Source organism: Arthrobacter sp. RIT-PI-e (genome assembly GCF_001187915.1).
Classification (GTDB): Bacteria; Actinomycetota; Actinomycetes; order Actinomycetales; family Micrococcaceae; genus Arthrobacter_D.
The window spans coordinates 17,800-43,086 of the sequence record NZ_LGIU01000033.1; the positions used below are offsets into that span (position 1 = coordinate 17,800).

Below are 25,287 nucleotides of genomic sequence, written 5' to 3' on the forward strand. Positions count from 1 at the left end.
CGGGGAATGCGGAACTCCCGCCAGCCTAACCGGTTCAGTAGGAGCGGGACAGGGCCCGGCGATCCCTGTGGAGCCGCCGTCCTATGCTGGTGGGTGAGCCCTCACCCTCGACACCCCGGGAGCACCATGACCTACGAACTGCGCACGTACACCGCCACGCCGGGCAGGATGGACGCCCTGATGGAGCGGTTCCGCAGCAACACCATCGCCCTGTTCACCGAGCACGACATGAGGAGCCTCGGCTACTGGATCCCCGTGGACCGCCCCGAGGTGCTCGTGTACCTGCTGCAGCACGACGGCGATCCCAAGGACAACTGGACGGCCTTCGCGTCCGACCCGCGCTGGACCACGGCGAAGGAGGCCTCGGAGGTGGACGGCCCCCTGACGGCGAGCATCGAATCGGTGTTCCTGGAGGCCACGGACCTGCACCCGATCGCGGAAGTGCGGTAGTTCTCGGGTAGTTGCGTGTTCCATGAGGCTGGTCCGGAGAGCACTTGCTCGGGCCCATGATGCCGGTCGGGCCAGATGCCTGCAGATGGCGTGGGTGCCGTTGTGGCCGTGAAACCGCAGGGCACAACGACACCGGAACCCTTGAACCCGGCGGTGGCCGGGTTCAAGCAGCCCTCGGCGGCGCATACGTGGCGCGACGTCGGGTCAGCCCTTCGAACTGACGATCCGCCCGCCCTGGATGACGGCGTTGATCGAGGACTCCGGATCGGCGAGCACCGTGACGTCGTCGAGCGGGTTCCGGTTCACGATCAGCAGGTCGGCGAGCGCCCCGGGAGCGACGACGCCGAGTTTCCCCTCCATGCCGATCAGCTCCGCGGCCGTGAGGGTGGCCGAGCGCAGCACCTCCTGGGCGGTCTGCACCTGCGCCCGGATGCGGAACTCGGAGCTCTGGTGCACCTGCATGGACCCGAGCAGGTCCGAGCCGAACACGATCTTCACCCCGCCCTTGTTGGCGCGGTCCAGGGCCTCGAGCCCGGCGTGCAGCACGGTGTCCACCTTCTCGCGGCTGGCCGCGGGCAGCCCGGCGGCCTCGCCGTCGGCCTTCAGGCGCTCGTAGGTGATGAGCGTGGGCACCAGGTAGGCGTCCTTCTCCACGAAGAGGCGCACGCTCTCGTCGTCGATCAGGTTTCCGTGCTCGATGCACTTCACGCCGAGGCGGAGACCGCGGTTCACGGCCCTCGCGGTGTACGCGTGGCCGCAGACGTAGCGGTTGGAGCCCTCGGCCTCCTCGACGACGGCGAGGATCTCGCTCTCGGAGAACTGGGTGGAGTCCACGCGGTCCGTGGGGGACGCCACCCCGCCGGAGAGCATGATCTTGATGTGGTGGGCGCCGGTGCGCAGCTGGTCGCGCGCGGCCTTCCGGACGGCGTCGACGCCGTCGCACACCACGCCGATGGACGGGCAGCACTGGTGCGGGTCCAGCATGCTGCCGCCGCGGGAGCGCATGTCCCCGTGGCCGCCGGACTGCGAGAGTGCCTTGCCTCCGAAGATCACGCGCGGGCCCTCGAAGAGCCCCTCCTCCACGGCCGCGGCCACACCGAAGTCGGCTCCGGCGACGTCGCGCACCGTGGTGAAGCCGCGGTGCAGCATGGCCTTCATGGTGCGGGCGGTGTGGGCGGCCACGTAGGTGGGCGACCACTCCGCCATGGCGCCGAGATCCGCAGTCGCCGCCGTCACGTGGACGTGGCCGTCGATCAGCCCGGGCATCACGTACCTGCCCGCGGCGTCGATGGTCCGCGCATCTGCGGGGACGGAAACCTCGGATGCAGGGCCCACCCAGGTGATCACGCCGTCCGCGACGAGGATGCTCTGCCCCGGGGACGTGGTCCCCGCGGCGATGTCCAGGACGGTGGCGTTCGAGATGTGTAAGTGGTGGATCTCGGGCATGGTGCTCCTCAGAGGCTGGTGCGGCACGAGTTTGTCCCGATGATTTCAGCAATCAGCCGAAAGTACGACGTCGATGCCACTGTCATCATCGTGCTTCCCGGCCACGGCGATGCGCGTGGTGGTCAGCCTGCTCACGCGCCGCTCACCCTCGGCGGATGACGACGGCGCTCGACCCGAACCGGCGCTCAGCCGGCAGGCACCCGGCGCCTGACCAGACCCGGCCCAGGCGCTGATCCGATTCCCTCGCGGAGGCGACGGCGTTATGGTTCGTGTCCAGGCGGGCATCCGACCGACACGTGACACCGAGTGAGAGGACCGACGATGAAACTCCAGACCATGAGCATCTTCGTGGACGACCAGCAGCGGGCGCTGGACTTCTACACCGGGAAACTCGGCTTCGTGGTCGCTGCGGACGTGCCCCTGGGTGAGTACCGCTGGCTGACCGTCGCGGACCCCGAGCGACCCGACGGGACGCAGATCTCGCTCGAGCCTAAGGCTCACCCCGCCGTGGTGCCGTTCACGGATGCGCTCCTGGCTGATGGGCTGCCCTACTGCGTGCTCGGGGTCGACGACGTGCAGGCGGAGTACGAGCGGCTGATCTCACTGGGCGTGTCCTTCACCCAGCCGCCCACCGACCTGGGCACCGTGGTACTGGCGGTGTTCGGCGACACCGTGGGCAATCTCCTGCAGCTGGCGCAGTACAGGGGCTGAGCTCCCGTATCTGTCCGCGAGACCCGGCGAACCGGTCCCACGGAGCGACTCCGCGGCCGTTCGGCCGAGGGCGGGGACCCGGTGCAGCGGACGTGCACCGGGTCCCCGACCAGGAAGGCCCGGCACTCGAAGAGCCGGGCCTTCCTGATTATGTTCCTGCGTCAGCTGGTGGGCAGCTCGTCCTCCACATCGTGCCGACGACGGCGGAGGAGGAGCACCAGCCCGCCGAGCAGGGCCAGAGCCAGACCGGTGCCAGCAATCAGCAGCACATCGGCACCGGTGTTCGCGAGGTAGCCGCCCGGCGGGAAGGAGGCGGCGTCGTCCCGGTCGGTCCCGCTGTCGGAGCCGTTGTCCGTCCCGGTGTTGCTGCCCGTATCGGTGTTGGCGCCGTCGTCGGTTCCACCACCTACGCCCGAGCCGTCCCCGGCCCCGGGACCGCCACCGGTGCCCGGGGACAGGGTGGGCTCCGAGGTGAGCCCGTCCGTCGCTTCCGGGATCGGCGTCGAGGTGGGGTCCGGTGTGGACCCGTCGGTCGGCGTCGGCTCCGGCGTCGAGCCGTCCGTCGGCTCAGGGTCCGGCGTCGAGCCGTCCGTCGGCTCAGGGTCAGGCGTCGGTGCAGTGTCCCCGGCGAGCGCCGCACGGCCCAGCGGAGCAGGCTCCACGGTGCCGAACTCCTCGAAGTACTCCACCGAGGCGATCAGGTCGATCTGCCCGCTGTCCGCACGATCGGTGCCCTCGGCGAAGGTGGTGAAGTTGTCCCCACCGGCGGCCAGGAAGGAGTTCGCGGTGACCCGGAGGACGTCGTCGTCGGCGATGGTCTCGCCCTCGAACGTCATCGAGAGGATGTGCTCGCCGCGGGCCGCCCCGGGATCGTACGCGTAGCCGAAGCCCTCGGAGACGCCGAGGTGGAGCTTGGGCCGTGTGGAACCCTCGGGCTGCCACTGCTCCTCGAGCACCTGCTTCAGCTGCGCGCCGGTGAGGTCCATGAGGAACAGGGTGTTCGCGAACGGCTGCACACTGGCGACGTCGCGGTACGTGGTGGTGCCGTCCTCGCCGAACAGCAGGTCGGCGCGGAGACCCCCGGGGTTCATCAGCGCGATCTGCGCCGGCTCGCCGCCGAGGTTCTCGTTCGACGTGGCCCAGAGTTGCATGTCGGCCACCAGGTTGCCGAGCGAGGACTCGACGCCGCGGTCGGAGCCGTTGGTCCCGCCCCGCAGGATGTCCGCGGTGATGGAGCCTACCTCCTTGGCGCCCTCCACCTCGGCGGAGTCCACGGCTGCGGCGACGATCGCCGCGACGGCGGGATCGGCCGGGTACAGCGGGCGGGTCTCCTCGTCGTCGCCCTCGCCCACGGTCTCGGTGAGCGGCAGGAGCGCCGAGGTGACGGACACGACCGAGCGGTCCTCGCGGTCCACCTCGATCTCCAGCTGGTCCAGGGTGGTGCCGTACTGCCCGGTCTGCAGCACGGGCCGCTCGCGCTCGCCGTCCCACCCCTCCACGGGGAAGGAGCAGTTGTACTGCTGGTGGGTGTGGCCGGAGAGGATCGCGTCGATCCCGGCGTCCGCGCCGCGAATCAGCTCACCGAAGTCGGTGGTCTCCGCACCGATGGCGTCGCAGTCCGTGGACGCGGAACCCTCGTGGGTCAGGAGCACCAGGACGTCGGCCTCACCGTTGGCGGGGTCGCCGTCCTTGAGCTGTGCGGCCACCCGGTTGGCGGCCTCCAGCTGGTCGCCGAACGTCAGCCCGGCGATCCCGGTGGGGGTGACGCCCGACGGCGTGGACTCGGTGACGGTGCCGATGAAGCCCACGCGGACGCCGTCGACCTCCTGGATGTAGTACTCGTCCAGGGCGGGTTCTCCCGTGGCGGCGCTGTACACGTTGGCGCCGAGTCCGAACTGCGTGCCGCCGTAGCCGGGCAGCACGCGCTCGGTGAGATCGGCGAACCCGCGGTCGAACTCGTGATTGCCCACCACGGAGGCGTCGAGCCCGGCTACGCGGAGGGCGTCGATGGTAGGGGTGTCGTCCTGCGAGAAGGAGGTGAAGGTGGAGGCGCCGATGTTGTCACCCGCGGAGACGAACAGGGTGTTCGGGTTCTCGGCGCGGAGCCGGCCGACGGCACCGGCCAGCACGGCGGCACCGGCCTCGGCACCGTTGGCCTCGAGGCGCCCGTGGAAGTCGTTGATCCCGAGGACCTGCACGGTGGTGGTGGCGGCGTCGACGGCGGAGCCGATGGCGAACAGCGTGGTGGTGCCGGACACCTCGTTGCCGACGGCGAGCAGCGGCTCCCCCGTGGGTGAGTCCTCCGCCGGAATGAAGGTGAGGCCCTCGGGGCCGAGGTCGCCCGCCGCCGCGGCGTTGCCGCCGTCGTTCCCGGACTGCGCTAAGTTCCGGTTGTTCACGTAGGTGACGAAGGTGCTGTCCGCCGGATCGGTGATGTCGTACACCGCGATGCCGCCCACCCGCTCGAAGCCGATGAATGCGTAGGTGCGGCCGTCCACCTCGCCGATCACCACGCCCTCGGGTTCGGGGCCCTTGTCGTCGCTACGGCCCTCGAGATTGGACTCGGAGTGGTTCGAGTTGAAGTACCCGGGATTCGCGGCGGCGGTGATCTGCTCGAAGTCGTCGCCGGAATCGAACACCTGCGTGCCGTCCGGGGTCCAGATGGAGAAGGAGCGCGCCCCGAACGCGTACAGCTCGCCGTAGCAGCCGGCCTCGGTGAGGCCGCTGGCCGTGCTGACGTTGAGGCGGCCGAGGTCGGCGTCGCCCGTGAGACCCGCGAGCGGGCTGTCCGCGCAGAGCGGGGCGACCCCGCCGCTGCCGAGGTTCTTCACCCGCACACCCTCGACGTAGTCGCCCCACTCGCGGGCGTCGCCCTCGTTGGCGGTGACCAGGTACGTCCGACCGCCCGCGGTGTAGGAGTCGATGGAGTCCGGCTGGTAGATGCCGCGAAGCCCTGGGAAGGTGCGGATGTTGGCACTCGGGTCCGCGGTCCGGGCGCGGTCCGAGGGGGAGATCCCGTTCCCGGGCACACCGTGGTCCTTGTAGCCCAGGGACCAGACGTCCGTGACCTCGGCGGTGGCGAGATCCACCATCGCAATCGCGTTGTTCTCCTGCAGCGTCACGTAGGCGGTGCCGCCGTCGATCGTGACGTACTCCGGCTCCAGCCCCGCGGCCACGGGGTTCGGTGCGCCGTCGATGCCCGCGAAGATCCTGACATCCCCGCGCAGTTCCTTCGTGCCGCCTTCCTCGAACTCCGCGAACCCGGCGGTGCGCACTGCGCCCTGGTCCGGGGCGGCGACGCCCTCGGGCAGCGTCACGATGCTCACGGACCCTTCGGGGTCAACGGTGTAGTCGTCGTTCGGCTCGCCCTCGTCGGCGACGACGGCGTAGGTGCCGTCCGCCGAGACGGCCACCATGTCGGGCTGCGCACCCACCTGCACCGCACCGAGCGTCCCCCCGGCACCGGAGGCGTCGAAGAAGACGAGCGAGCCCGGATCGGTCTTGGGCACGGCCTCCACCGCGATCACGCCGAGCCCGTCCGGCCGCACGGACACGGAGTTGGAGACGCCGTCCACCTCGATGGAGAACAGGAAGACCGGGTCGGTGGGGTCCTCGACGTCCAGCACGTCGATGGCCCCGAGCTGCGCGTTGACCACGAACAGGCGCTGGGTGGCGGCATGGTGCGCCACGATCTCGGCCGCAGAGGCGTCGAACACACCGCTCTCATAGCTGCCGATCGGCGTGAGGTCCAGGGCGGCGTCCGCCGCCGAGTAGGCGATGGGAGCCGGGACGACGGCGGCGCTCGCCGGCAGGGCGAGGAGACCGGCCCCGGTGAGGGTGCACGCGGCGAGGACCGCGACCCCTCTCCGGACGGTGCGGTGGAACGGGCTGGACGGATGCATTCTTCTCCCGGGCTGGACGAGGCTGAGTGGCAACCCCTCCTGTCTACGGAGCCGACGTTGAATGCAGGTGAACTCCGGGCGGACCCTGGGTGACGGGCTCCGGGCGGGCCGAAGGGGCCCGCCCGGTCGGGATCAGCCCGCGTGCGGCAGCAGGACCTCGACGGTGCCGCCTACCACGCGCGTCTCGAAGACGGGCTGCGGCGACGTGGCCGGACCCTGCGTCACCTCACCGGTCCGCAGCGAGAAGGCGCTGTCGTGCCAGGGGCAGACCACGCAGGGGTCGCCACCGTCGTCCTTCAGCTCCCCCTCGTTCAGCGGACCGGAGAGGTGGCTGCAGGCGTTGGCCAGCACGGAGACCTCGCTCCCGCGCCGGAGGACGACGAGCGGCACCTCGCCGAGCAGCTTCTTCTCCAGCTTCCCCTCGGGCAGATCGGCGAGCGCGCCGATCCCGTGCCACCCCGGCTCCACGCGGTGCGGGACGTCCTCCACGTGGTTGGCGCCGAGCGCCTGCCGGTAGGACATGTGGCCGCCGAGGAACCCGCCGGCGGAGACGACGCCGAGGCCGGCGTAGGACAGCGCCTTGCCGGACTTGCCGCGCAGCCGCTGGAGGAGGGAGAGGGAGTAGAGGCCGACGGCGATCCCGTTGGCCGCCGCGTGGACGATGCCGACGCGCAGCTGCTGCTCGTGGCCCTCGGACCAGTCGGTCCAACCGCTGAGGGCGGTGGGCGCGGCGCTGACCACGCCGGTACCGATGAGGATCGCCGACGCCTTCTGCGAGCCGGGGATCGCATCCAGCACGGCGGCGGAGAGCCAGGTGCCCATGGGGACGAGGATCATGAGGGGGTGCAGGGGGTGGCCGATGGGCACGCCGTGCAGGATGTCGCGGAGGGCACCGGGCTTGATCACGGCCTGCACGAGGTCACGTGCACGGTTGGCGATCGGATCCAGTGCTTCGGCGTTCTCGAGCTTCTCGATGGTTTGCAGGGGACGCAGGGTCTTCATGGGTGCTCCTGGGGTCGCGGATCAGGCATCGGATGCCATCGGCCATGATCCGAAGCATACTGATCATCACCCCCGAACGGACTCGCCCGCTCAGGCGGAGGTGTGTGCTTGCTTTCGGGGGAAGAGCATCCTCCGGTCCCGCCAGGCCCCCGTGGACCACAGCGCCCAGAGCACGAGGAGCGGCTGGAAGAACAGCCGGATCAGGCGTGCGGCATCGGTGTCGAGACCGAACCCGGGGGTTCCCTCCACGTACTGGGCGATGTTCCCGGGGAAGATCACCACGAAGAACACCGCCACCACCCAGCCCACGGGCACGCGGTACCTCCCGAGGACCACCAGGGCCGCACCGAGAAGCAGTTCCACCACCCCGGAGGCCAGCACCACGAAGTCGGCGTCCAACGGGAACCAGGACGGCACCTGCGCCGTGAACTCCTCGCGCGCCACGGTGAGATGCGCGGTCCCCGCGAACAGGAGGGCGGCCCCGAGACCGATGCGGGCCGCGGTCCGGGGCAGGGAGGTACGGGGCGTCGTCGTCATCCCGCGGAGCCTAGCAGCAGCGCGGTGTCCGACTTCCTCCTGCTCCGGAAACCGCGGAGCAAATCGCGAGACCTGCGGCGCTTCGATCCGATAAAATCCCCAGTGGATCGTCCGTAACCCCAGCAGCTCAGCGCACGTCCGGGATGAGATCATCATCCCGGGTGAGCACCCCGCTCGGTCATGACGGACGGCAGGCAGCCGCCCGGACCTCACGAAGGAGATCGTCATCGCCACCCGGAACCGCATCAACGAACGACTGCGCACCACTCTCGCCCTCCTGGCCGACCACTCCTCCGCGGGTACCGCGATGGCCCCGGGGGACCTGCTGTCGCAGGCCGTCGCTGAGGTCCCGTTCGACGAGAAGGAGGCAGAGCTCCTCTCCGGCGGTGTACCCCGCGGCTACAAGGCGCTCACCACCGCCACCGCCAAGCTCGTGAAGGCCGGTTGGCTGGTCAAGGGCCGTAGCGGCTGGACCGCCACGGAGGAGGGTGCCCGCGCCGTCGCCGCCTTCCCCGACGCCGACTCGTTCGCGAACGCCATGGTCAGCGGCGCACCCGTGCCCGACGCCCCCGCGGCTCCCGCCGAGCACGCACCGCAGGCCCCCGAGCAGCTGGGCGAGGAGGCACAGGCCGGTTCCGCCGAGGACCCCACTCCCCCGGACGTCACGCCCACCCTCGACGTCGACGTCGACTCCGCCGCGCCCTCCCCCACCGACGTGGCACCCGAGGACGCGGAGCCCATCGGCGAGTCCTGGCAGGACCAGCCGCAGTCGGGCACCCCCGCCGGCGACCTCGACCCGCTCTTCGGCGAGGACGGCCACTGGACCACGCACCTCCGGGAACTGCAGCTGACCTACGACGCCAACGACAACGTGTGGGCGCAGACCCTGCAGCTGCCGGCCGGCAACTACCAGTTCAAGATCGTGGTCAACGGCTCCTGGGACGAGAACTACGGCCGCTTCGGTGTGCGCAACGGCGACAACCACGAGCTGCACCTGCTCTCGGACACCGCCGTGACCATCCGCTTCGACTACGGCACCACGGACATCGTCATCTCCTAGTTCCCGCCGCATCCTCCGGCCCCGCCCGCTGCCACCCCCGGCAGCCGGCGGGGCCGTCGTCGTCCTCGCGGCCCCGTCACTGCGGCCGGTCTGCCGTCGTCGTGCGTTCCGCCGCCCGAAACGCACGCGTTCTCCGCGAAAAGGGCGTGTCGCGCACGGACACGCCGGGAAACGGCCGCCCGGCCGGGGAAAGCCGTGCACGACGATGCAACCCGGAGGAGCCTTGACCCCTCGACCGCGGTGTCCCTAGCGTGAGGTCATGACCTCCCCCGACATCAGGTTCTACTTCGACCCCGTGTGCCCCTTCGCCTGGATGACCAGCAAGTGGCTGCGGATGGTCACCGAGCAGCGCGACTACACGGTGGAGTGGCGCTTCATCTCACTGCGGCTGCTCAACGCCTCCGTGGACTACGACGCCCACTTCCCGGCCGGCTACGAGGCCGGGCACACCGCGGGCCTGCGCCTCCTGCGGGTGGCCTCCCGTGTCCGCGACGAGCACGGGCCCGACGCCGTGGCGCGCCTGTACGAACGCCTCGGCACGCACATCTTCGACACGCGCGAGGACGATTCCGACGGCGGCCACCGCGGGACGCCTGAGTTCCTGACGCCGATCCTCACCGAGCTCGGCCTGCCCACGGACCTGGCCGAAGCACTCGAGGACACCGGCCGGGACGCCGTCATCCAGGCCGAGACCGACGAGGCGCTCTCCCTCACGGGGAAGGACGTGGGCACGCCGATCATCCACGTCGACCCGCCCGAGGGCGTGGCGTTCTTCGGTCCTGTGATCAGCCGCCTGCCCGCGCCGGAGGACGCCGCCGCACTGTGGGACCACGTGGTAGGGCTGGCCCGCTTCCCGGGCTTCGCCGAGCTCAAGCGGAGTCTCCGCGAACGGCCGCAGCTGCGGAGCTTCGGGGTGGCCGAGGACGAGGCGGGGCAGCAGGAGGACTGGCACGGCGGGAGCCGCCGGACCAAGAAGTAGGCGCCGCAGGAGGGCATCCGGACCCGGGCCGTGCCGAGATGTCCGCGTTTCCCGGGAAAAGTGCGTGTCGTGCCCGGACACGCCGGGGAACGGCCGTCCGGCCGCTGAAAGCCGAGCAACAGCGCACGGCACCATGACGGCGATAAGCTCCTGTCAAGACTCCACGGGAAAGCCCCCGGCGGGCCGTTCCGCGGTAGCCGCACCACGCCGTACATTGACCCCATGAGCAATGACGCCCACCCCGTAGCCGTTCCCCTGTTCGATCCCGACGGCGGCGACGACCAGCCCGCCGAAGCCCTCGAGGCGCTGATCACCTCGGTCGAGGCGGAGATGACGGAGCTCCACTTCTCCCGTTTCACGCAGAACGACGCGGTGGCCCTCGGTGAGCTGCTGGTGCAGCTCGGTGTGGAGCGCGAGCTGCCGATCGCCATCGGCATCAGCAGACCGAACCACCTCCTCTTCCGGGCCGCCCTCGACGGTGCGACCCCGGACAACGACCTCTGGCTGGAGGCCAAGACCCGGACGGCGGCGCGGTACCTCGCTCCGTCCCTGCTGGTGGGCCTGCGGGCCCGGCGCGGCGGCGGGCAGATGGCGGACAACCCGCTGTTCGACTCCTCCACCCACTCGGCCCACGGAGGCGCCGTCCCCGTCGTCGTCCACGGTGCGGGGGTGGTGGCGGTGGTGACCGTCTCCGGCCTGCCGCAGCTCGAGGACCACCGGCTCGTGGTCGAGGCTCTGCGCATGCTCCACGCCGCCGACGGTCCGAGGACCCCCGGAGCGGGTGAGCCGGATCACCTGTAGGACCGGGCGAAGCGAGTCACCCGTAGGACCGGGCGATACGGGGCTCCGGTGAGTCCCCGGACGACGCCGCGTGACCGTTTGTGACGCCGGGTGCTGGCGCACCCCGCGTCCCGTGCGCTTCACTGGGTCCTGTAACCATCCCGAGCGGCCGAGAGACCTGGATCGACGACGCCGCAGCAACCCTCCCCGTGTAGCAACGGGGAACGGTGCTACTGCCAGGACCGATGGAGAAGCTACACGCTTTCGTTGGTCTCCCCTGCCGTGCTTCCGCACGCCCGGGTGACTGCTGGCTGTCCTGTCTGCCCTCCATCGGGCGATGATTCAGGAGCCCAGCGTGACGACAGCAAGCCCCAGTACACCCCGCACCCTCGCACTGCTCGCGGCAGCGGCAGGCCTTCTCCTCACCACATCGGGCTGCGGAGGACCAGCCGCAGCCAGCGAGGACGACACCTTCGTCTTCGCCACCGGCAAGGACATCTCGTGCCTGGACCCGCACGTCAACGGCGACATGCCGCAGGCGTCGCTGGCCGCGAACTACCTCGACTCCCTCGTCTCGCAGGACCGCGAGGGCGCCATCCATCCGTGGCTGGCCACGGAGTGGTCGGTGTCCGAGGACGGCCTCCGGTACACGTTCACGGTGCGCGACGACGTCTTCTTCACGGACGGCACCCCGTTCACGGCCGAGGCGGTGAAGGCGAACCTCGATCACATGGTGGATCCGGACACGCAGTCCGGCACCGCGGGCGGCTACCTCAAGCCCTACGTGGGGACCGAGGTGCTGGACGAGAGGACCGCCGTCGTCACCCTGAACCGTCCCTACGCCGCGTTCCTGGAGGTGCTCGCGCAGCCGTTCCTCGGCATCCAGTCCCCCGAGGCGCTGAAACGCCCGCTGGCCGAGAACTGCAACAGCCCCGTGGGAACGGGACCGTACAAGATCGTGGACTACGTGCAGCAGTCCACGGTCAGCCTGGAGCGCAACGAGGACTACAACTCCGCACCTCCCTACGCCCAGCACACGGGACCCGCGCACATCGAACGGGTGGAATGGCGGATCGTCCCCGAGGACTCCACCCGCTACGGGCTCCTCCGCGCCGGGCAGGTGGACGCCCTGGATCTCATGCCGTCCGTGCACTTCGCCGAGGCGGAGGCGGACCCGGACGTGGAGCTGATCCTCCAGGACCGCCCCGGCAACCCCACCAACCTGAACCTCAACACCACGCGGGCGCCGTTCGACGACCTCCGCGTGCGCAAGGCCTTCCTGCACAGCGCCTACGTGGAGGCGGGGATTGACAGCGTGTACTTCGGCACGGTGACACCGGCCTCCGGCCCGCTGAGTTCCGCGACCACCTACTACTCCCCCGACTTCGAGGACGTCTACGCCCCGGACCCGGAGGAGGCCGCACGCCTGCTGGACGACGCCGGGTGGACGGAGCGGGACGAGGAAGGCTATCGCGTGAAGGACGGTGAGCGCCTCACCCTGCACTTCCCGTACGCCCCGAACTCCTGGCCCACCGCGCACCAGGCGCTGGTGACGCAGATCCAGGCCACCGCGAAGAAGGCCGGCTTCGAGGTGCTCATCGAGAACGGCGATCTCGCCTCGGTGAGCAAGCGCGGCAACTCCTCGGACTACGACCTCCGCGCGAACTACTGGAACACGAACACGGCGGACGTGCTGCGGATCGTGTTCTCCACCGAGTACACGAAGTCCGCGGGCAGCGTGCCGAACGGGTCCGGTTTCACGGACCCGGAGCTCGACGGCATCTTGGGTGACGCCCTCGCCTCCGAGGACCCGGAGGTCCGCGCAGACCTCTACTACCGGGCGCAGCAGATCGTCAGCGACAACGCCCTGCAGTTGCGGCTCTACAACCAGGCCAGCCAGCTCGCGTTCCGCACGGACGATCACGCGAACCTCACCTTGGAGCCCAGCCTCTCCCTCCCCTACCTCTACGACGTGACGGCGGTCGACAACTGATGACAGCGAGTACAGCACCCCTGACAGCCGGCGCCGCACCCCGCACCACGACGACGGCGGGCGCCACCGGACGAGCGATCACCCGGCGGGTGGCCGGCAGCGTCCTCGTCCTCTGGGCGTCGGTGACGCTCACGTTCTTCGTGCTCCGCCTCACCCCGGGCGATCCGATCACCGCGATCCTCGGCGGGGCCGGTTCCGCACCCTCCGAGGAGACGGTGGCCGCACTGCGGGCCGAGTACGGCCTCGACCAGCCCGTGATCGTGCAGTACCTGGGCTATCTCGGCGGGCTCCTGCGCGGGGACTTCGGGACCTCCTACGTGTTCCAGGTCCCCGTCTGGGACATCGTGGGCCCGCAGATCCTGCCCACCCTGCAGCTCGCGGGCCTCGCCCTGGTGTTCGCCTGGGGCCTCGCCCTCACCTTCACCCTCCTCACCGTGGGCCGCGGTCGGGTGCTGGACGGCGTGGGCCGCTCGGTGGAGGTGCTCTTCGCCTCCCTCCCCGCGTTCTGGGTGGGCATCATGCTCGCGGTGGTGTTCGCCGTGACCCTCGGCTGGTTCCCGGTGGCGGGCGACGACGGCTTCGTCTCCCTGGTGCTGCCGGCGCTCTCCCTGGCGATCCCGCTGTCCGGGTTCATCGCCCAGGTCACGCGGTCCTCCTTCGAGGACGCCCTGGCCCAGCCCTTCGTGCTCAGCGCGAGGGCCCGCGGCCTCGGCGACACCGCCGTCCGGATCACCCACGCCCTCCGCCACGCGATCCTCCCCGGCATCACGCTCTCCGCATGGGCCGTGGGCTCCCTCATGAGCTCCGCCGTCGTCGCGGAGATCATCTTCGCCCGGCCCGGGCTCGGCCGCTCCCTCGTGGACGCCATCACCAACCGCGACCTGCCCATCACCCTCGCCGTGGTGGTCGTCATCGCCGCGGTCTACATCCTCGTGAACCTCGCGGTGGACGTCCTCTACCGCGTGGTGGACCCGCGCACCTCCTCGAAGGGATCCGCAGCATGAGCATCACCCTGAATCCGAACTCCGACACCGGCACCACGGCCTCCGCCCCGGGGACACCTGAACCACCCCGCCGTACGCGCACCGGTGCCGTCCGGTTCGTCCGGAACACCCCGATCGGTGTGTGGGTCGCCGCGGCCGTCCTCACCTTCCTGGTGCTGGCGGCGATCCTCCCCTCCGTGTTCCTGCAGCAGGACCCGTTCGAGATCGACCCGGCCAACGCCTTCGCGGCCCCCGGCGCCGGTCACCCGTTCGGTACGGACCAGAACGGCCGTGACGTCTTCTCCCGCGTGATCGCCGGGACGGGCCAGTCCCTGCTCCTCGGGCTCGCCGCCACCGCGATCGGCCTGCTCCTCGGCGGCCTGCTGGGGATCACCGCCGGGATCTCCGGGAAGTGGGTGGACTCGGCGATCTGCCGTTTCGTGGAGATCCTCTTCGCGTTCCCCGGGCTGCTGCTCGCGCTGATCGTGATCGCCGTGTCCGGCACCGGCGTGGTCACCGCGGCCCTCGCCGTCGGGGTGGGCACCGCACCCGGGTACGCCCGGATGCTCCGGACCCAGACCCTGCAGGTGGTGGCGGCACCCTACGTGGAGACAGCCCTGTCGCTCGGCCGGTCCCGGTCCCACATCCTCTGGCACACGATCGTCCCCAACGTGGCCCGCCCGCTGTTCGTCCTGGTGACCCTCGGGATCGGGCAGGCGATCGTCTGGGCGTCGTCCTTGAGCTTCCTCGGACTGGGCGCCCAGCCGCCGGCCGCCGAGTGGGGTGCCATGCTCGCCGATGGCCGCAACTACCTCCAGGTGGCCTGGTGGATCGCGGCGTTCCCCGGCATCTTCATCACCCTCGCCGCCCTCACCACCACGGTGGTGGGCCACCACCTGCAGCGCCGACTCGAAGCAGAGGTCTGATCCATGACAACGCCTGTGCAGCACCCGCTGCTCACCATCGACAACCTGAACGTCTCCTTCTCCACCCCCCGCGGCCCCGTGCACGTGGTCCGCGACCTCTCCCTGGCCCTGGCACCGGGGCAGGCCCTGGCCCTCGTGGGTGAATCGGGCTCCGGCAAGACCGTCACGGCCCGCACCCTCGTGGGGCTCAACGCCCCCAACGCCCGGGTGACCGCGGACCGCCTCGACGTGCTGGGGCAGGACGCCACCCGGCTCTCCGAGCGGCGGTGGCGGGCGCTGCGCGGCAAGGACATCGGCTACGTGCTGCAGGACGCGCTCGTCTCCCTCGACCCCTTGAGGACGGTGGGTCAGGAGATCGACGAGGCCCTGCGCGCCCACGGTGTGCGGCGCGCCGAGCGGCAGGAACGCATCCACGCGGCCCTGCGCGACGCCGGGATCCCCGACCCCGAGGTGCGTGCCCGGCAGCGCTCGAACGAGCTCTCCGGGGGCCTGCGCCAGCGCGCGCTGATCGCCCAGGCCACGGTGCTGGATCCGCGGCTCGTGATCGCCGACGAACCGACCACGGCCCTGGACGCCACCGTGCAGGCGCAGATCCTCGACCTGCTCGCAGGTCTCAAGGAGCAGGGCCGCGGGCTGATCCTCATCTCCCACGACCTCGCCGTGGTGAGCCGCCTCGCCGACGAGATCGCCGTGATGCAGCACGGGCGGATCGTGGAGTCCGGCCGCGCCGCCGAGGTGCTGGGGAACCCGCAGCACGCGTACACACGCCAGCTCATCGACGCCGTGCCCTCCGCCGCGGGCAGGGGCACGCGGCTCTCCTCCGTACCCCGCGTCGCCGTGGGCACGGCGCCCTCGCGCACCTCGGCGTTCGCCGCCGAGGCCCCCGCGCTCGAGGCACGGACCCTCGTCAAGACGTACCCGGCACCGGACGGTGCACGCCGCACCGTGGTGGACCACGTCTCCTTCACCCTGCAGCCGGGCACCACCCTCGGCATCGTCGGGGAATCCGGGTCGGGGAAGTCCACCACCGCGCGCATCGCTCTCGGCCTGACCGAGCCCGACGCCGGGACCGTCACGCTCGGCGGCCTGTCGTGGATGGGTCACCCGGACGGTCCCGGGATCGTCACCGAGGCCGTCCGCCGGCCGCACCGCCCGGACATCCAGCTCGTCAACCAGGACCCGCTGAGCAGCTTCGACCCGCGCTTCAGTGTCCAGCGGGTCCTCACCGACGCCCTCGACGCCGGCGCCGTGGGCAGCCCGCACGAGCGGGAGGACCGCGCGGCGGAGCTGCTGGGGCAGGTGGGGCTCCCGCTCGACCTGATCCACCGCCGTCCGCTGACCCTCTCCGGCGGGCAGCGCCAGCGCGTGGCCATCGCCCGCGCCCTGGCACTGCAGCCGCGCGTGCTGCTGCTGGACGAGCCGGTCTCCGCCCTGGACGTCTCCATCCAGGCGCAGGTGCTGGACCTCCTGGCGGACCTGCAGGAGCAGCTGCACCTGAGCTACCTGTTCATCAGCCACGACCTCGGCGTGATCCACCACGTGGCGGATCACGTCCTGGTGCTCAAGGACGGCCGCGTGGTGGAGTCCGGCGACGCCTCCACCCTGTTCGTCGCCCCCACCACCGCCTACACCCGGGCCCTGCTCGACGCCGTGCCCGCGATGCCGGTCCGCACGAGCTCCGCGGCCGGCAGCACCCGCACCGCTCACACCAGTGAAGGAGCAGCATGAGCAGGCAGATCCACTTCAACGGGTTCGAGATGAACACCGTGAGCCACATCAACCACGGCCTGTGGCGGCACCCGCAGAACCGGCGCACCGAGTACACGGACCTCGAGTACTGGACGGACACCGCGAAGCTCCTGGAGCGCGGCCTGTTCGACGCCGTCTTCCTCGCCGACGTGGTGGGCACCTACGACACCTACGGCGGCAGCCGGGACCACGCCGTCGAACGCGGTCTGCAGGTGCCCAACAACGATCCCTACCTCCTGGTCCCGGCGATGGCCGCGGTGACCGAGCACCTCGGGTTCGCCGTCACGTTCTCCACCACCTACGAGCCTCCCTTCGGCAACGCCCGCCGGCTCAGCACCCTGGACCACCTCACCAAGGGCCGGATCGCGTGGAACGTGGTCACCGGGTACCTGCCCGACGCCGCCCGGAACTTCGGGCTCGGCGAGCACGTCCGGCACGACGACCGCTACGACATCGCCGAGGAGTTCCTCGAGGTCTCCTACAAGCTGTGGGAGGGCTCCTGGGACGCCGGCGCCGTGGTCCGCGACGCCGGACGCGGCGTGTACACGGAGGCGTCCGGCGTCCACGAGATCGGGCACCGCGGCCGGTTCTTCACCGTAAACGGTCCGCACCTGTCCGAGCCGTCCCTGCAGCGCACCCCGGTGATCTACCAGGCCGGGTCCTCGGGCCGCGGCAAGGACTTCGCGGCGCAGCACGCCGAAGCGGTGTTCGTGCGCTCGCAGACCGTGGCACAGGTGGCCGCCGACGTCGCTGATCTCCGCGAGCGCACCGAGGCCGCAGGCCGCGGTCGGCATGCCGTGCGGGTCCTGGCAGGGCTGAACCTGGTGCTCGGTGAGACCGAGGCCGAGGTGGCCCGCAAGGTTCAGGAGGTGGTGCGGCTGCGCGACGTCGAGGGGCACCTGGTGCACTTCGGGGGCAGCTCCGGGATCGATCTGCGCTCGGCGGAGACGGACGAGTACCTCCAGTACGTGGGCCGGGACCACTCCGAGTCCATGGAGGCCGAGTTCACCCGCGGACCGAATCGCAAGAAGGCCCACGAGATCATCGACACCCTCTCCGATCCGCGCAACAGCGAGTTCTTCGTCGCCGGGACGCCGGAGCAGGTGGCCGACCGCATCGAGGAGATCGTGGACGCCACGGACCTCGACGGCTTCAACATCGTGCAGTTCACCTCGCCGGAGACCTTCACCGACGTCGTCGAGCTCCTCGTCCCCGAGCTGCAGCGGCGCGGACGCTACCGCCGCTCCTACACCGAGCGGACCCTGCGCGAGCGGCTCTTCCCCGGCGCCGGCCCGCTCCTGCCGGACACCCACCCCGGTGCCGCGTACCGCGGGGCGTTCTCCCGGCAGGAGTCCACCGTATGAACCGCTCCGCGCACCCCCGCCGACTCTCGGAAGGACCTACGTCATGACCGTCGAGACCCTGCCCGCCCCCAGCTACACCGAGCTCGCCGCGCGCTTCCGGCCCCTGTTGGAGGACATCCCCGCCGGCGCCGCGGAGCGCGAGAGCGACCGGGTGCTGCTGCACCGCGCGGTCCGGCAGCTGGCCGACTCCGGGTTCACGGCCCTCCGCGTCCCCCGGGAGTACGGCGGCGGCGGGGTCAGCGCCCCGGTGTTCTTCCGCCTGTTCGTGGAGCTCGCCGCGGCGGAGTCCAACTTGGCGCAGGCCCTGCGCTGCCACGTGGCCTTCGTGGAGGACCGCCTCCACGCGGACGACGCCGAGTGGCTGGGCCGCGTGGCCGCCGGCGGCGTGCTGGGCAACGCGTGGACGGAGACCGGACCGGGGACGGTCGGCTCCGTGGGCACCACCATCACGCGCGACGGCGCGGACTACCGGGTGAACGGCACCAAGTACTACACCACGGGCAGCCTCTACGCCGACTGGATCCAGACCGGCGCGCGCACCGAGGACGGCGTGGACCTACTGGCCATCGTGCGCCGGGACGCCCCCGGCGTCGAGGTGGTCGACGACTGGGACGGGTTCGGGCAGCGCCTCGCCGCCAGCGGCACCACGGTGTTCCGGGACGTCGCCGTGCCGGTGGCCGACGTCCTCGTCAAGGCGGACCGCCCCGCGTACACCACCGGCGTGTACCAGCTGATCCACGTGGCGACGCTCGCCGGCATAGCCCGCGCCGCCGTCCGGGACGTGGCCGCCGAAGTCCGCGGGCGCACACGCACCTTCAGCCACGCGAACAGGAGCAGACCGGCCGACGACGTCCAGGTGCAGCAGGTGGTGGGAGAGGTCTCGGCGCTCGCCTTCTCCGCCGAGGCCGCTGCGCTGCGGGTGGCCGAGCTGGTGCAGGAGGCGTACGAGGCGCATCTCGCACTACCGGAGGCCGGGGCGGCCGAGGCCGCGGTGGCCGTGGAGTTCGCCTCCTCGCAGGCGCAGATCGTGGTGACGGAGCAGGTGCAGCGCGCCGCGTCCCTGCTCTTCGATGCGGTCGGCGCCTCCTCCACCCGGCGGGGCCTGCAGCTGGACCGGCACTGGCGGAACGCCCGCACCATCTCCTCCCACAACCCCGTGATCTACAAGTCGCGGATCGTGGGCGACTGGGAGGTCAACGGGACGGTGCCGGAGTTCGCATGGCGCTCGGGCACCGCCGTGGGGACGGCGACCGAGCCCGGCCGGGCCGTCTAGAAGGTCCTGGCGTTGGCCAGCACCGGCAGTGTGCAGCGGGCGGAGGCAACCTCCCGCGGGTCGATCTCCACGAACTCGAGTGCCGGCTCCGGGCCGAGTTCGAGGAGAACGCGCCCGAGCGGTGAGACGACGGTGCTGTGCCCCACGCCCGTGGGTGCCGTTCCTCCGGCGGGGATGCCGCTGCTCGCCGGGTCCGCCTGACCGCAGGCGAGGAGGAAGGTGGTGCTGTCCAGTGCCCGGGCCCGCGCCAGGAGCGACCACTGGTCGATCTTGCCCTCCCCCGCGCCCCAGGAGGCGCAGACGATGTTGAGCTGCGCACCCCGGGCCGCGTTCGCGGCGAACAGGGCGGGGAAGCGGATGTCGTAGCAGGTGGCCAGGCCGATCCCCACTCCGTCCACCTCGAAGGTGACCGGCTGCGTGCCGGGTTCCACGCCGTCCGATTCGCGGTAGCCGAAAGCGTCGAACAGGTGGACCTTGTCATAGCTCGTGTCCACCCCGGGCCCGGTGACCAGCAGCGTGTTCTTCACGCGCCCTCCACTGCCCGGCGTGAACATCCCGACGACGACGACGATCCCGAGGTCCCCGGCGACCTCGCGGACGCGGGTGGCCCACGGGCCGTCCAGCGGTTCGACGACGGCCCCGAGGTCGTTGCCGAACGCGCACATGCTCGCCTCCGGGAACACGACGACGTCGGCACCTCCCCCGGCCGCCCGTCGGGTCAGTTCCTCGACCGCACGCAGATTCGTCTCGGGCTCGGAACCGCTGGTCAGTTGTGCGATGGCGACGCGCATGGGGTCACTCCTTTTTCGTTGTATACCTGAAGTATGGGAAAAACAGCGGGCGCCGCACTCTCCGGCCGCGAGAAGGCGTACGCCTATCTGCGCGAGAACGTGCTGACGGACGCGTCGATGCAGGGGCGGTTCCTGAACGAGCAGGCACTCGCCGAGCGGATCGGGGTGTCGCGCACACCGATCCGGGAGGCGTTCCTGCTGCTGGTGGCCGACGGGCTGGTGGAGCTGATCCCTCAGCGAGGAGCGTACATACCCGTGGTGTCGGCCAGGCAGATCTCGGAGCTGATGGATCTGCGCGGGGTGATCGAGAGCCACGCGGCGAGGGCCAGCATCGCGGCCGGCCAGCCCCCGCTGGCCGGGATGCAGCACATCCTCGCCCAGCAGGCCGCGCTGCCCGATCCCCTCACGGGTTCCGCGGTCAAGGAGTTCATCCGGCTGGATGCCCTCTTCCACCAGGAACTGGTGGACGCCGCCCGGAACGAGCTGATGTCCCAGACGTACCGGAAGCTGCAGGTCCGCCAGGTGCTGGTGGGGGTCGAGGCCCTGATCAAGGTGGAGGGGCGGCGTGAGCAGGTGTGCGCCGAGCACCAACGCATCATCGACGCCCTGGCGGACGGTGACGCCGACGCCGCCATCCACGAGCACCTGGCCGTGACCCGGGACATCCTGCTCCGCACCTGACGCCCGCGTACGGACGCGGCTCCCCGGGTGCGGAGCAGGACCTACGGCTCAGGCCTTCGTACCCTCGAGCAGCAGCCGGTAGTCGTCGTCCTCCGTGGCGTGCGGATCGCGCCCCAGGGAGAGGCCGATCAGGGTCACCACGGCGGCCACCGCGACGTAGACGGCCACGGGGACCCAGCTGTCGAAGTTGCTCAGCAGCACGGTGAACATCAGCGGTGCGATCGCCCCGCCGATCACCCCCGCGAAGGTGTAGGCCAGGGAACTCCCGGTGGCACGCAGCCGCGGCGAGAACTGCTCCACGATGAACGCGGCCTGCGGTCCGTACATGAACGAGTGGCAGGCGAGCCCCAGCACGATGCCGAGGATGAGCAGGAACTGGTTGTCGCCGTCGAGCAGGGCGAAGAAGACGAACGACCACAGGCCACCGCACACCGCCGCGATCCCGTAGACGAGCCGCCGGTTGATGCGGTCCGAGACCGCCCCGGCGAGCGGGATGAGGAAGAGCTGGAACCCCGAGCCGATCAGCACGGCGGTGAGCACCTCGCTGCGCTCGAAGCCCAGTACCTGGATGCCGTAGGTGAGGGTGAACACCGTGAACAGCGCGTACAGCACGTCCGGTCCCACCCGCGAGAGGATGGCCGCGATCAAGGGGCGCAGCTCGGTGGCGAGGATCTCCTTGATGGGCGCTTCCGGGCGGTCGCCGTGCGCCTCGATGGCCTTGAAGATCGGGGTGTCCTCCAGCTTCAGCCGGATCCAGAGACCGAAGCCCACGAGCAGTGCGGAGGCCAGGAAGGCGATGCGCCAGCCGAAGTCGAGGAACTGGTCCTCGGAGAGGACCACGGTGAGGACGGCGAGCGCGCCGTTGGCGAGGAGGTTGCCGGCCGGCGGTCCCACCTGGGCCGCCGAGGCCCAGAAGCCGCGCTTCTGGGGATCGCCGTACTCACTGGAGAGCAGCACGGCCCCTCCCCACTCGCCGCCCACGCCCACGCCCTGGGCGAAGCGCAGGACCACGAGGATGATCGGCGCTGCGATGCCGATCGTGGCGTAGCCCGGGAGCAGACCGATCAGCACCGTCGCGACCCCGATGATCATCAGGGTGATGACGAGGATCTTCTTGCGGCCGATCCTGTCCCCGAGCCGGCCGAAGACGATCCCGCCGACGGGGCGGGAGAGGTACCCGACGGCGTAGGTGGAGAACGCCAGGATGGTGCCGGTCAGCGGGTCCGATGCCGGGAAGAAGATGATCGGGAAGATCACCGCCGCGGCGACGGAGTAGACGGCGAAGTCGTACCACTCGAGTGCGGTGCCGGTGAGGCTGGCGGCGAAGGCCTTGTAGAGGCCCGGAGGACGGACCGGTGTATCGCTGGGGGGTGCAGGAGTCCCTGCTGTTCCCGGGCTGTGCGCCATCGTGAGCTCCGATCTCGAGAGGTGATTCGCGCCACAGTGGCGTTAGATGTATACATTACGCATACATATTGTAGATTGGCGACCACTTCGGTTTCCGGAATGTAAAACCTCGCCCCGACAGAAGGACGAACCATGACGAACCTCACTTTCGACCTGCCCGATGGCTCATCACAGGACGTGCAGGTGATCCGACTGCTCAATGCCGGTTACGCGGGCCGCGAGCAGGACGAGGTCCAGGCCCACATCGCCGAGCTCGCAGAGCTCGGTGTCCCCGGTCCGTCCACCACCCCCGCGCTCTACCCCGTCTCGCCCTACCTGGCGCAGCAGACCGGCGAGGTCAGCGTCCAGCACGGCCGGACCTCGGGCGAGGCCGAATGGGCCCTCGTCATCACGGAGCAGGGCGTCCTGCTCACCGTGGCGTGCGACCACACCGACCGCGCCCTCGAGGTCCACGGTGTGGCCTGGAGCAAGAACGCGAGTCCCGACGTGCTGGGACGGCAGGCCTGGCGGCTGGAGGACGTCCGCGACCACCTCGACGAGATCACACTGCGGGGGTGGGTGCAGGCCGACGCCGGGGAGCAGCTCATCCAGGACAGCACGCTCGGCGCACTGCTCTCGCCCGACTACTGGCTGGACGTGCTGAAGGAGATGGGCCTGCACGAGCCGGGGACGGTGCTGATCTCCGGCACCGTGGCCATGATCCACGGCGTGGACCAGTTCGCTCCGGCCTGGCGCGCCGAGATCGCCGATCCCACCACGGACCTCTCGATCGAGGTGCGGTACGACGTCGTCCCCATGCCCGAGCCGATCGGCTAGGGCTCCCGGCACGGAGAAGGCGGCGCCCCCGGTGCGGGGGCGCCGCCTTCCGTGGTGCCGGGTGTACTACAGGGAGGCGTCGATCGCCTCGGCGATCGGGGTGTCCCCGGTGTTGAACTGGATGGTCCTGTCCACGGTGCCGAGATCGGCGAGCACGACGGCGGCCACGTGGGCCACGTCCTCACGGGACACGGAGTCCTGCTGCGGCTCGTCCGACACCTCGATCTTCCCGGTACCGGGATCCGTGGTGAGCGAACCGGGGCCGAGGATGGTCCAGGCGAGCTTCGAGTTGCGCAGGTGCTCGTCGGCCGCGGCCTTGGACTCCGCGTAGTGGAAGAAGCCGTTGTCCTCGGGCACCCCGTGGTCCTTGCCCGCACCGAGGTAGGACACCATGACGTAGCGTCCCACGGAGGCCTGCTCGGCGGCATCCATGGAGCGGATCGCGGCGTCCCGGTCCACGGCGTAGGTGGCCTCGGGGCTGCTGCCGCCGGACCCGGCGGACCACACCACGGCGTCGTGCCCGCGGAACACGTCCGCCATGTCCTCCACCGAGAGGTCGGACACGTCGGCGACCACGGGGGTGGCACCGGCCTGCTCCACGTCGGCCGCGTGGTCGGCGTTGCGGAAGATCGAGCTGACGTGGTGGCCCTGGCCGGTGAGGATCCTCGTGAGGTGCAGCGCTACTTTTCCGTGCCCACCGATGATGGCTACGCGTGACATGGGAACTCCTTCTCGTTGACTTCCGTCGGGTGAACGCCCTGTCCCCGACGCTAGTCCTCACCTCCGGCCCCCGCCACCGGTTCGCGCCGGTTCAGCCGCGAGCGCACCCCTATTCCGGGATACGGGTCACACCTTCGTCTCAGGGCCGGACGGCCTGGAGCCGGTAGTGCGCGCCGCGGTGCTCCTCGGGCAGCCGGTCGCCTCGGCCGAACAGTTTCTGCCGCAGCGTCCCCTCCGCGTACACGGTCGGGTAGGCGCCACGCCGCTGCAGTTCCGGGACCACGTGCGTGATGACGTCCTCGAAGGAGCCGGGCGTGATCGCGTAGGCGAGGTTGAAGCCGTCCACGTCGGTCTCCTGGACCCAGGCCTGGAGCTCGTCGGCCACCTGCGCACCGGAACCCACGATCCGCGGGCCGAGACCGCCGATACCCGCCCACTCGGCGATGTCGCGCACGGTCCAGGGCTCGCCGTCGTCGTTCACCTTCTGGAAGTTGGCCACCGCCGAGTGGATGGCGTTGGACTCCACGTTGCCGAGCGGCTCGTCCGGGCCGTACGCGGAGAGGTCCACCCCGAACCAGCCGGACACCAGCACCAGTGCGCCCTCGTAGCTGACGTACCGCTGGTAGTCCTCGTGCTTGGCGCGGGCCTTCTCCTCGGTCTCGTCCGTGATGACGGTCAGCAGCGTATAGATGCGCACCGAGTACCGGTCGCGGCCCTCGGCCTCGACGGCGTCGCGGATCCGTGTGACCACGTCCTTCAGGATCTCCTTCGTGGGCGCCCCGACGAACCCCGCCTCGGCGTTGCCGGCGGCGAGGGCCACGCCGCGGGGGGCGGCACCCGCCTGGAAGATCACCGGCGTGCGCTGCGGGGACGGCTCGCTGAGATGGATGCCGGGCACCGTGAAATACGTGCCGCTGTGCTCGATGTCGTGGACCTTCGCCGGGTCGGTGAACACCCCGGTCCCGCGGTCCCGGACGACGGCGTCGTCCTCCCAGGAGCCCTCGAGCAGCTTGTAGAGCACCTCGAGGTACTCGTCCGCGTGGTCGTAGCGGGCATCGTGCTCCAGCTGGTCCGCGCTGCCCATGTTCCGGGCGGCGGAGGGCAGGTAGCCGGTCACCACGTTCCAGCCCACGCGCCCGTTCGTGAGGTGGTCCAGGGTGGAGAGCCGCCGCGCGAACGGGTAGGGGTGCTCGTAGGCCGTACCGGCCGTGACGCCGAAGCCGAGGTGCTCGGTCACCAGCGCCATGGCCGAGACCAGCAGGAACGGGTCGTTGACCGGGGTCTGCGTGCCCTGCCGGAGGGTGGCCTCGTTGGAGCCGCCGTAGACGTCGTAGGTGCCGAGGACGTCCGCGATGAACAGGCCGTCGAACAGTCCCCGCTCCAGGGTCCGCGCGAGATCTGCCCAGTAGCGCAGATCCGTGTACCGCTCGGACCGGTCCTCGGGATGACGCCAGAGACCGGGCGACTGGTGTCCCACGCAGTTCATGTCGAACGCGTTGAACCGGATACGGCGGGGTGCGGTGGTCATGGGGATCCTCTCCTCGGGGCACCGCCCTGGAGGAAGCGCCGTACTTGCCCGCACCGTCGGTGCGTGGCCGAATCATCACCTGGGGCACCCCGCTACAGCGAGAGGGTTGCCGTCCGACCAACCAGGGTTTGACGTCGGAGCTCGTGATTCCGGGACCGAGCCTAGGTTCCGCTGCCGCGACGCGTCCAT

22 protein-coding genes and 2 riboswitches are annotated in these 25,287 nt (G+C 70.5%); of the genes, 14 read left to right on the top strand and 8 right to left on the bottom strand.

Annotation, left to right across the window (positions count from 1 at the left end; translation table 11 throughout):
- Positions 1-126 precede the first annotated feature (126 nt).
- The gene (locus tag AC792_RS01520; protein ID WP_049828827.1) at positions 127-450 is read left to right on the top strand and encodes an NIPSNAP family protein; all 324 of its coding nucleotides are present in this window, start codon (positions 127-129) and stop codon (positions 448-450) included.
- Between the two features lie 204 nt (positions 451-654).
- Here AC792_RS01520 and AC792_RS01525 read toward each other — a convergent pair whose 3' ends face one another.
- Positions 655-1,896, bottom strand: coding sequence for a metal-dependent hydrolase family protein (locus AC792_RS01525; protein WP_049828828.1), 1,242 nt, complete (start codon positions 1,894-1,896; stop codon positions 655-657).
- Between the two features lie 73 nt (positions 1,897-1,969).
- Between AC792_RS01525 and AC792_RS17180 the strand changes: the two genes are divergently transcribed.
- Positions 1,970-2,107, top strand: coding sequence for a hypothetical protein (locus AC792_RS17180; RefSeq protein ID WP_160317590.1), 138 nt, complete (start codon positions 1,970-1,972; stop codon positions 2,105-2,107).
- A gap of 110 nt (positions 2,108-2,217) precedes the next feature.
- Entirely contained in the window at positions 2,218-2,607 is a 390-nt protein-coding gene (locus AC792_RS01530; protein ID WP_049828829.1) for a VOC family protein, read from the top strand.
- Between the two features lie 161 nt (positions 2,608-2,768).
- Here AC792_RS01530 and AC792_RS01535 read toward each other — a convergent pair whose 3' ends face one another.
- The 3 genes from AC792_RS01535 to AC792_RS01545 all read right to left on the bottom strand — a co-directional run bounded on the left by AC792_RS01535 (position 2,769) and on the right by AC792_RS01545 (position 8,048).
- A complete protein-coding gene (locus AC792_RS01535; RefSeq protein ID WP_049828830.1) occupies positions 2,769-6,509 on the bottom strand; it encodes a choice-of-anchor I family protein in 3,741 nt (1,246 codons plus the stop codon).
- Between the two features lie 132 nt (positions 6,510-6,641).
- Positions 6,642-7,511: a Rieske 2Fe-2S domain-containing protein gene (locus AC792_RS01540; protein WP_049828831.1), complete on the bottom strand. Its 870-nt coding sequence runs from the start codon at positions 7,509-7,511 to the stop codon at positions 6,642-6,644.
- Positions 7,512-7,601: 90 nt separating this feature from the next.
- A complete protein-coding gene (locus AC792_RS01545; RefSeq protein ID WP_049828832.1) occupies positions 7,602-8,048 on the bottom strand; it encodes a DoxX family protein in 447 nt (148 codons plus the stop codon).
- A gap of 307 nt (positions 8,049-8,355) precedes the next feature.
- Between AC792_RS01545 and AC792_RS01550 the strand changes: the two genes are divergently transcribed.
- The 9 genes from AC792_RS01550 to AC792_RS01590 all read left to right on the top strand — a co-directional run bounded on the left by AC792_RS01550 (position 8,356) and on the right by AC792_RS01590 (position 19,155).
- Entirely contained in the window at positions 8,356-9,108 is a 753-nt protein-coding gene (locus AC792_RS01550) for a pullulanase X25 domain-containing protein (protein WP_049828833.1), read from the top strand.
- Positions 9,109-9,367: 259 nt separating this feature from the next.
- Complete coding sequence (locus AC792_RS01555; protein ID WP_049828834.1) at positions 9,368-10,087, top strand: mycothiol-dependent nitroreductase Rv2466c family protein; 720 nt, start codon at positions 9,368-9,370, stop codon at positions 10,085-10,087.
- 222 nt (positions 10,088-10,309) lie between these two features.
- Positions 10,310-10,888: a heme-degrading domain-containing protein gene (locus tag AC792_RS01560; protein ID WP_049828835.1), complete on the top strand. Its 579-nt coding sequence runs from the start codon at positions 10,310-10,312 to the stop codon at positions 10,886-10,888.
- A gap of 132 nt (positions 10,889-11,020) precedes the next feature.
- A riboswitch (SAM riboswitch) is annotated at positions 11,021-11,119 on the top strand.
- 103 nt (positions 11,120-11,222) lie between these two features.
- Positions 11,223-12,860, top strand: a complete 1,638-nt coding sequence (locus AC792_RS01565) for an ABC transporter substrate-binding protein (RefSeq protein ID WP_235436298.1) — start codon at positions 11,223-11,225, stop codon at positions 12,858-12,860.
- Positions 12,860-13,864, top strand: coding sequence for an ABC transporter permease (locus tag AC792_RS01570; RefSeq protein WP_049828836.1), 1,005 nt, complete (start codon positions 12,860-12,862; stop codon positions 13,862-13,864). Before AC792_RS01565 ends, AC792_RS01570 begins: the two co-directional genes overlap by 1 nt.
- Positions 13,861-14,769: an ABC transporter permease gene (locus tag AC792_RS01575; protein ID WP_049828837.1), complete on the top strand. Its 909-nt coding sequence runs from the start codon at positions 13,861-13,863 to the stop codon at positions 14,767-14,769. Before AC792_RS01570 ends, AC792_RS01575 begins: the two co-directional genes overlap by 4 nt.
- A 3-nt stretch (positions 14,770-14,772) precedes the next feature.
- Positions 14,773-16,497: a dipeptide ABC transporter ATP-binding protein gene (locus tag AC792_RS01580; protein ID WP_049828838.1), complete on the top strand. Its 1,725-nt coding sequence runs from the start codon at positions 14,773-14,775 to the stop codon at positions 16,495-16,497.
- Entirely contained in the window at positions 16,494-17,882 is a 1,389-nt protein-coding gene (locus tag AC792_RS01585) for an LLM class flavin-dependent oxidoreductase (protein WP_049828839.1), read from the top strand. Before AC792_RS01580 ends, AC792_RS01585 begins: the two co-directional genes overlap by 4 nt.
- A 43-nt stretch (positions 17,883-17,925) precedes the next feature.
- Complete coding sequence (locus AC792_RS01590) at positions 17,926-19,155, top strand: acyl-CoA dehydrogenase family protein (protein ID WP_049828840.1); 1,230 nt, start codon at positions 17,926-17,928, stop codon at positions 19,153-19,155.
- On the opposite strand, the gene AC792_RS01595 is transcribed toward AC792_RS01590, so the two are convergent.
- A complete protein-coding gene (locus tag AC792_RS01595) occupies positions 19,152-19,946 on the bottom strand; it encodes a carbon-nitrogen hydrolase family protein (RefSeq protein WP_049828841.1) in 795 nt (264 codons plus the stop codon). The genes AC792_RS01590 and AC792_RS01595 overlap by 4 nt on opposite strands.
- Positions 19,947-19,979: 33 nt before the next feature.
- Here AC792_RS01595 and AC792_RS01600 point away from each other — a divergent pair, with 33 nt between their 5' ends.
- Positions 19,980-20,627 (top strand): GntR family transcriptional regulator, encoded by a 648-nt coding sequence (locus AC792_RS01600; RefSeq protein ID WP_049828842.1) that lies wholly within the window; start codon positions 19,980-19,982, stop codon positions 20,625-20,627.
- Positions 20,628-20,675: 48 nt separating this feature from the next.
- Here AC792_RS01600 and AC792_RS01605 read toward each other — a convergent pair whose 3' ends face one another.
- On the bottom strand, positions 20,676-22,034 hold the full coding sequence (locus AC792_RS01605) for an MFS transporter (RefSeq protein WP_049828843.1): 1,359 nt from the start codon (positions 22,032-22,034) through the stop codon (positions 20,676-20,678).
- 132 nt (positions 22,035-22,166) lie between these two features.
- On the opposite strand from AC792_RS01605, the gene AC792_RS01610 reads away from it, so the two are divergent.
- Complete coding sequence (locus AC792_RS01610) at positions 22,167-22,850, top strand: DUF2848 domain-containing protein (protein ID WP_049828844.1); 684 nt, start codon at positions 22,167-22,169, stop codon at positions 22,848-22,850.
- A gap of 66 nt (positions 22,851-22,916) precedes the next feature.
- Here AC792_RS01610 and AC792_RS01615 read toward each other — a convergent pair whose 3' ends face one another.
- Both AC792_RS01615 and AC792_RS01620 read right to left on the bottom strand, forming a co-directional pair.
- Positions 22,917-23,570 carry an SDR family oxidoreductase gene (locus tag AC792_RS01615; RefSeq protein WP_049828845.1) on the bottom strand — a complete coding sequence of 218 codons (654 nt, stop codon included), beginning with the start codon at positions 23,568-23,570 and terminating at the stop codon, positions 22,917-22,919.
- A 139-nt stretch (positions 23,571-23,709) separates the two neighbouring features.
- Positions 23,710-25,098, bottom strand: a complete 1,389-nt coding sequence (locus AC792_RS01620) for an LLM class flavin-dependent oxidoreductase (protein WP_049828846.1) — start codon at positions 25,096-25,098, stop codon at positions 23,710-23,712.
- 35 nt (positions 25,099-25,133) lie between these two features.
- A riboswitch (SAM riboswitch) is annotated at positions 25,134-25,247 on the bottom strand.
- Positions 25,248-25,287 lie beyond the last annotated feature (40 nt).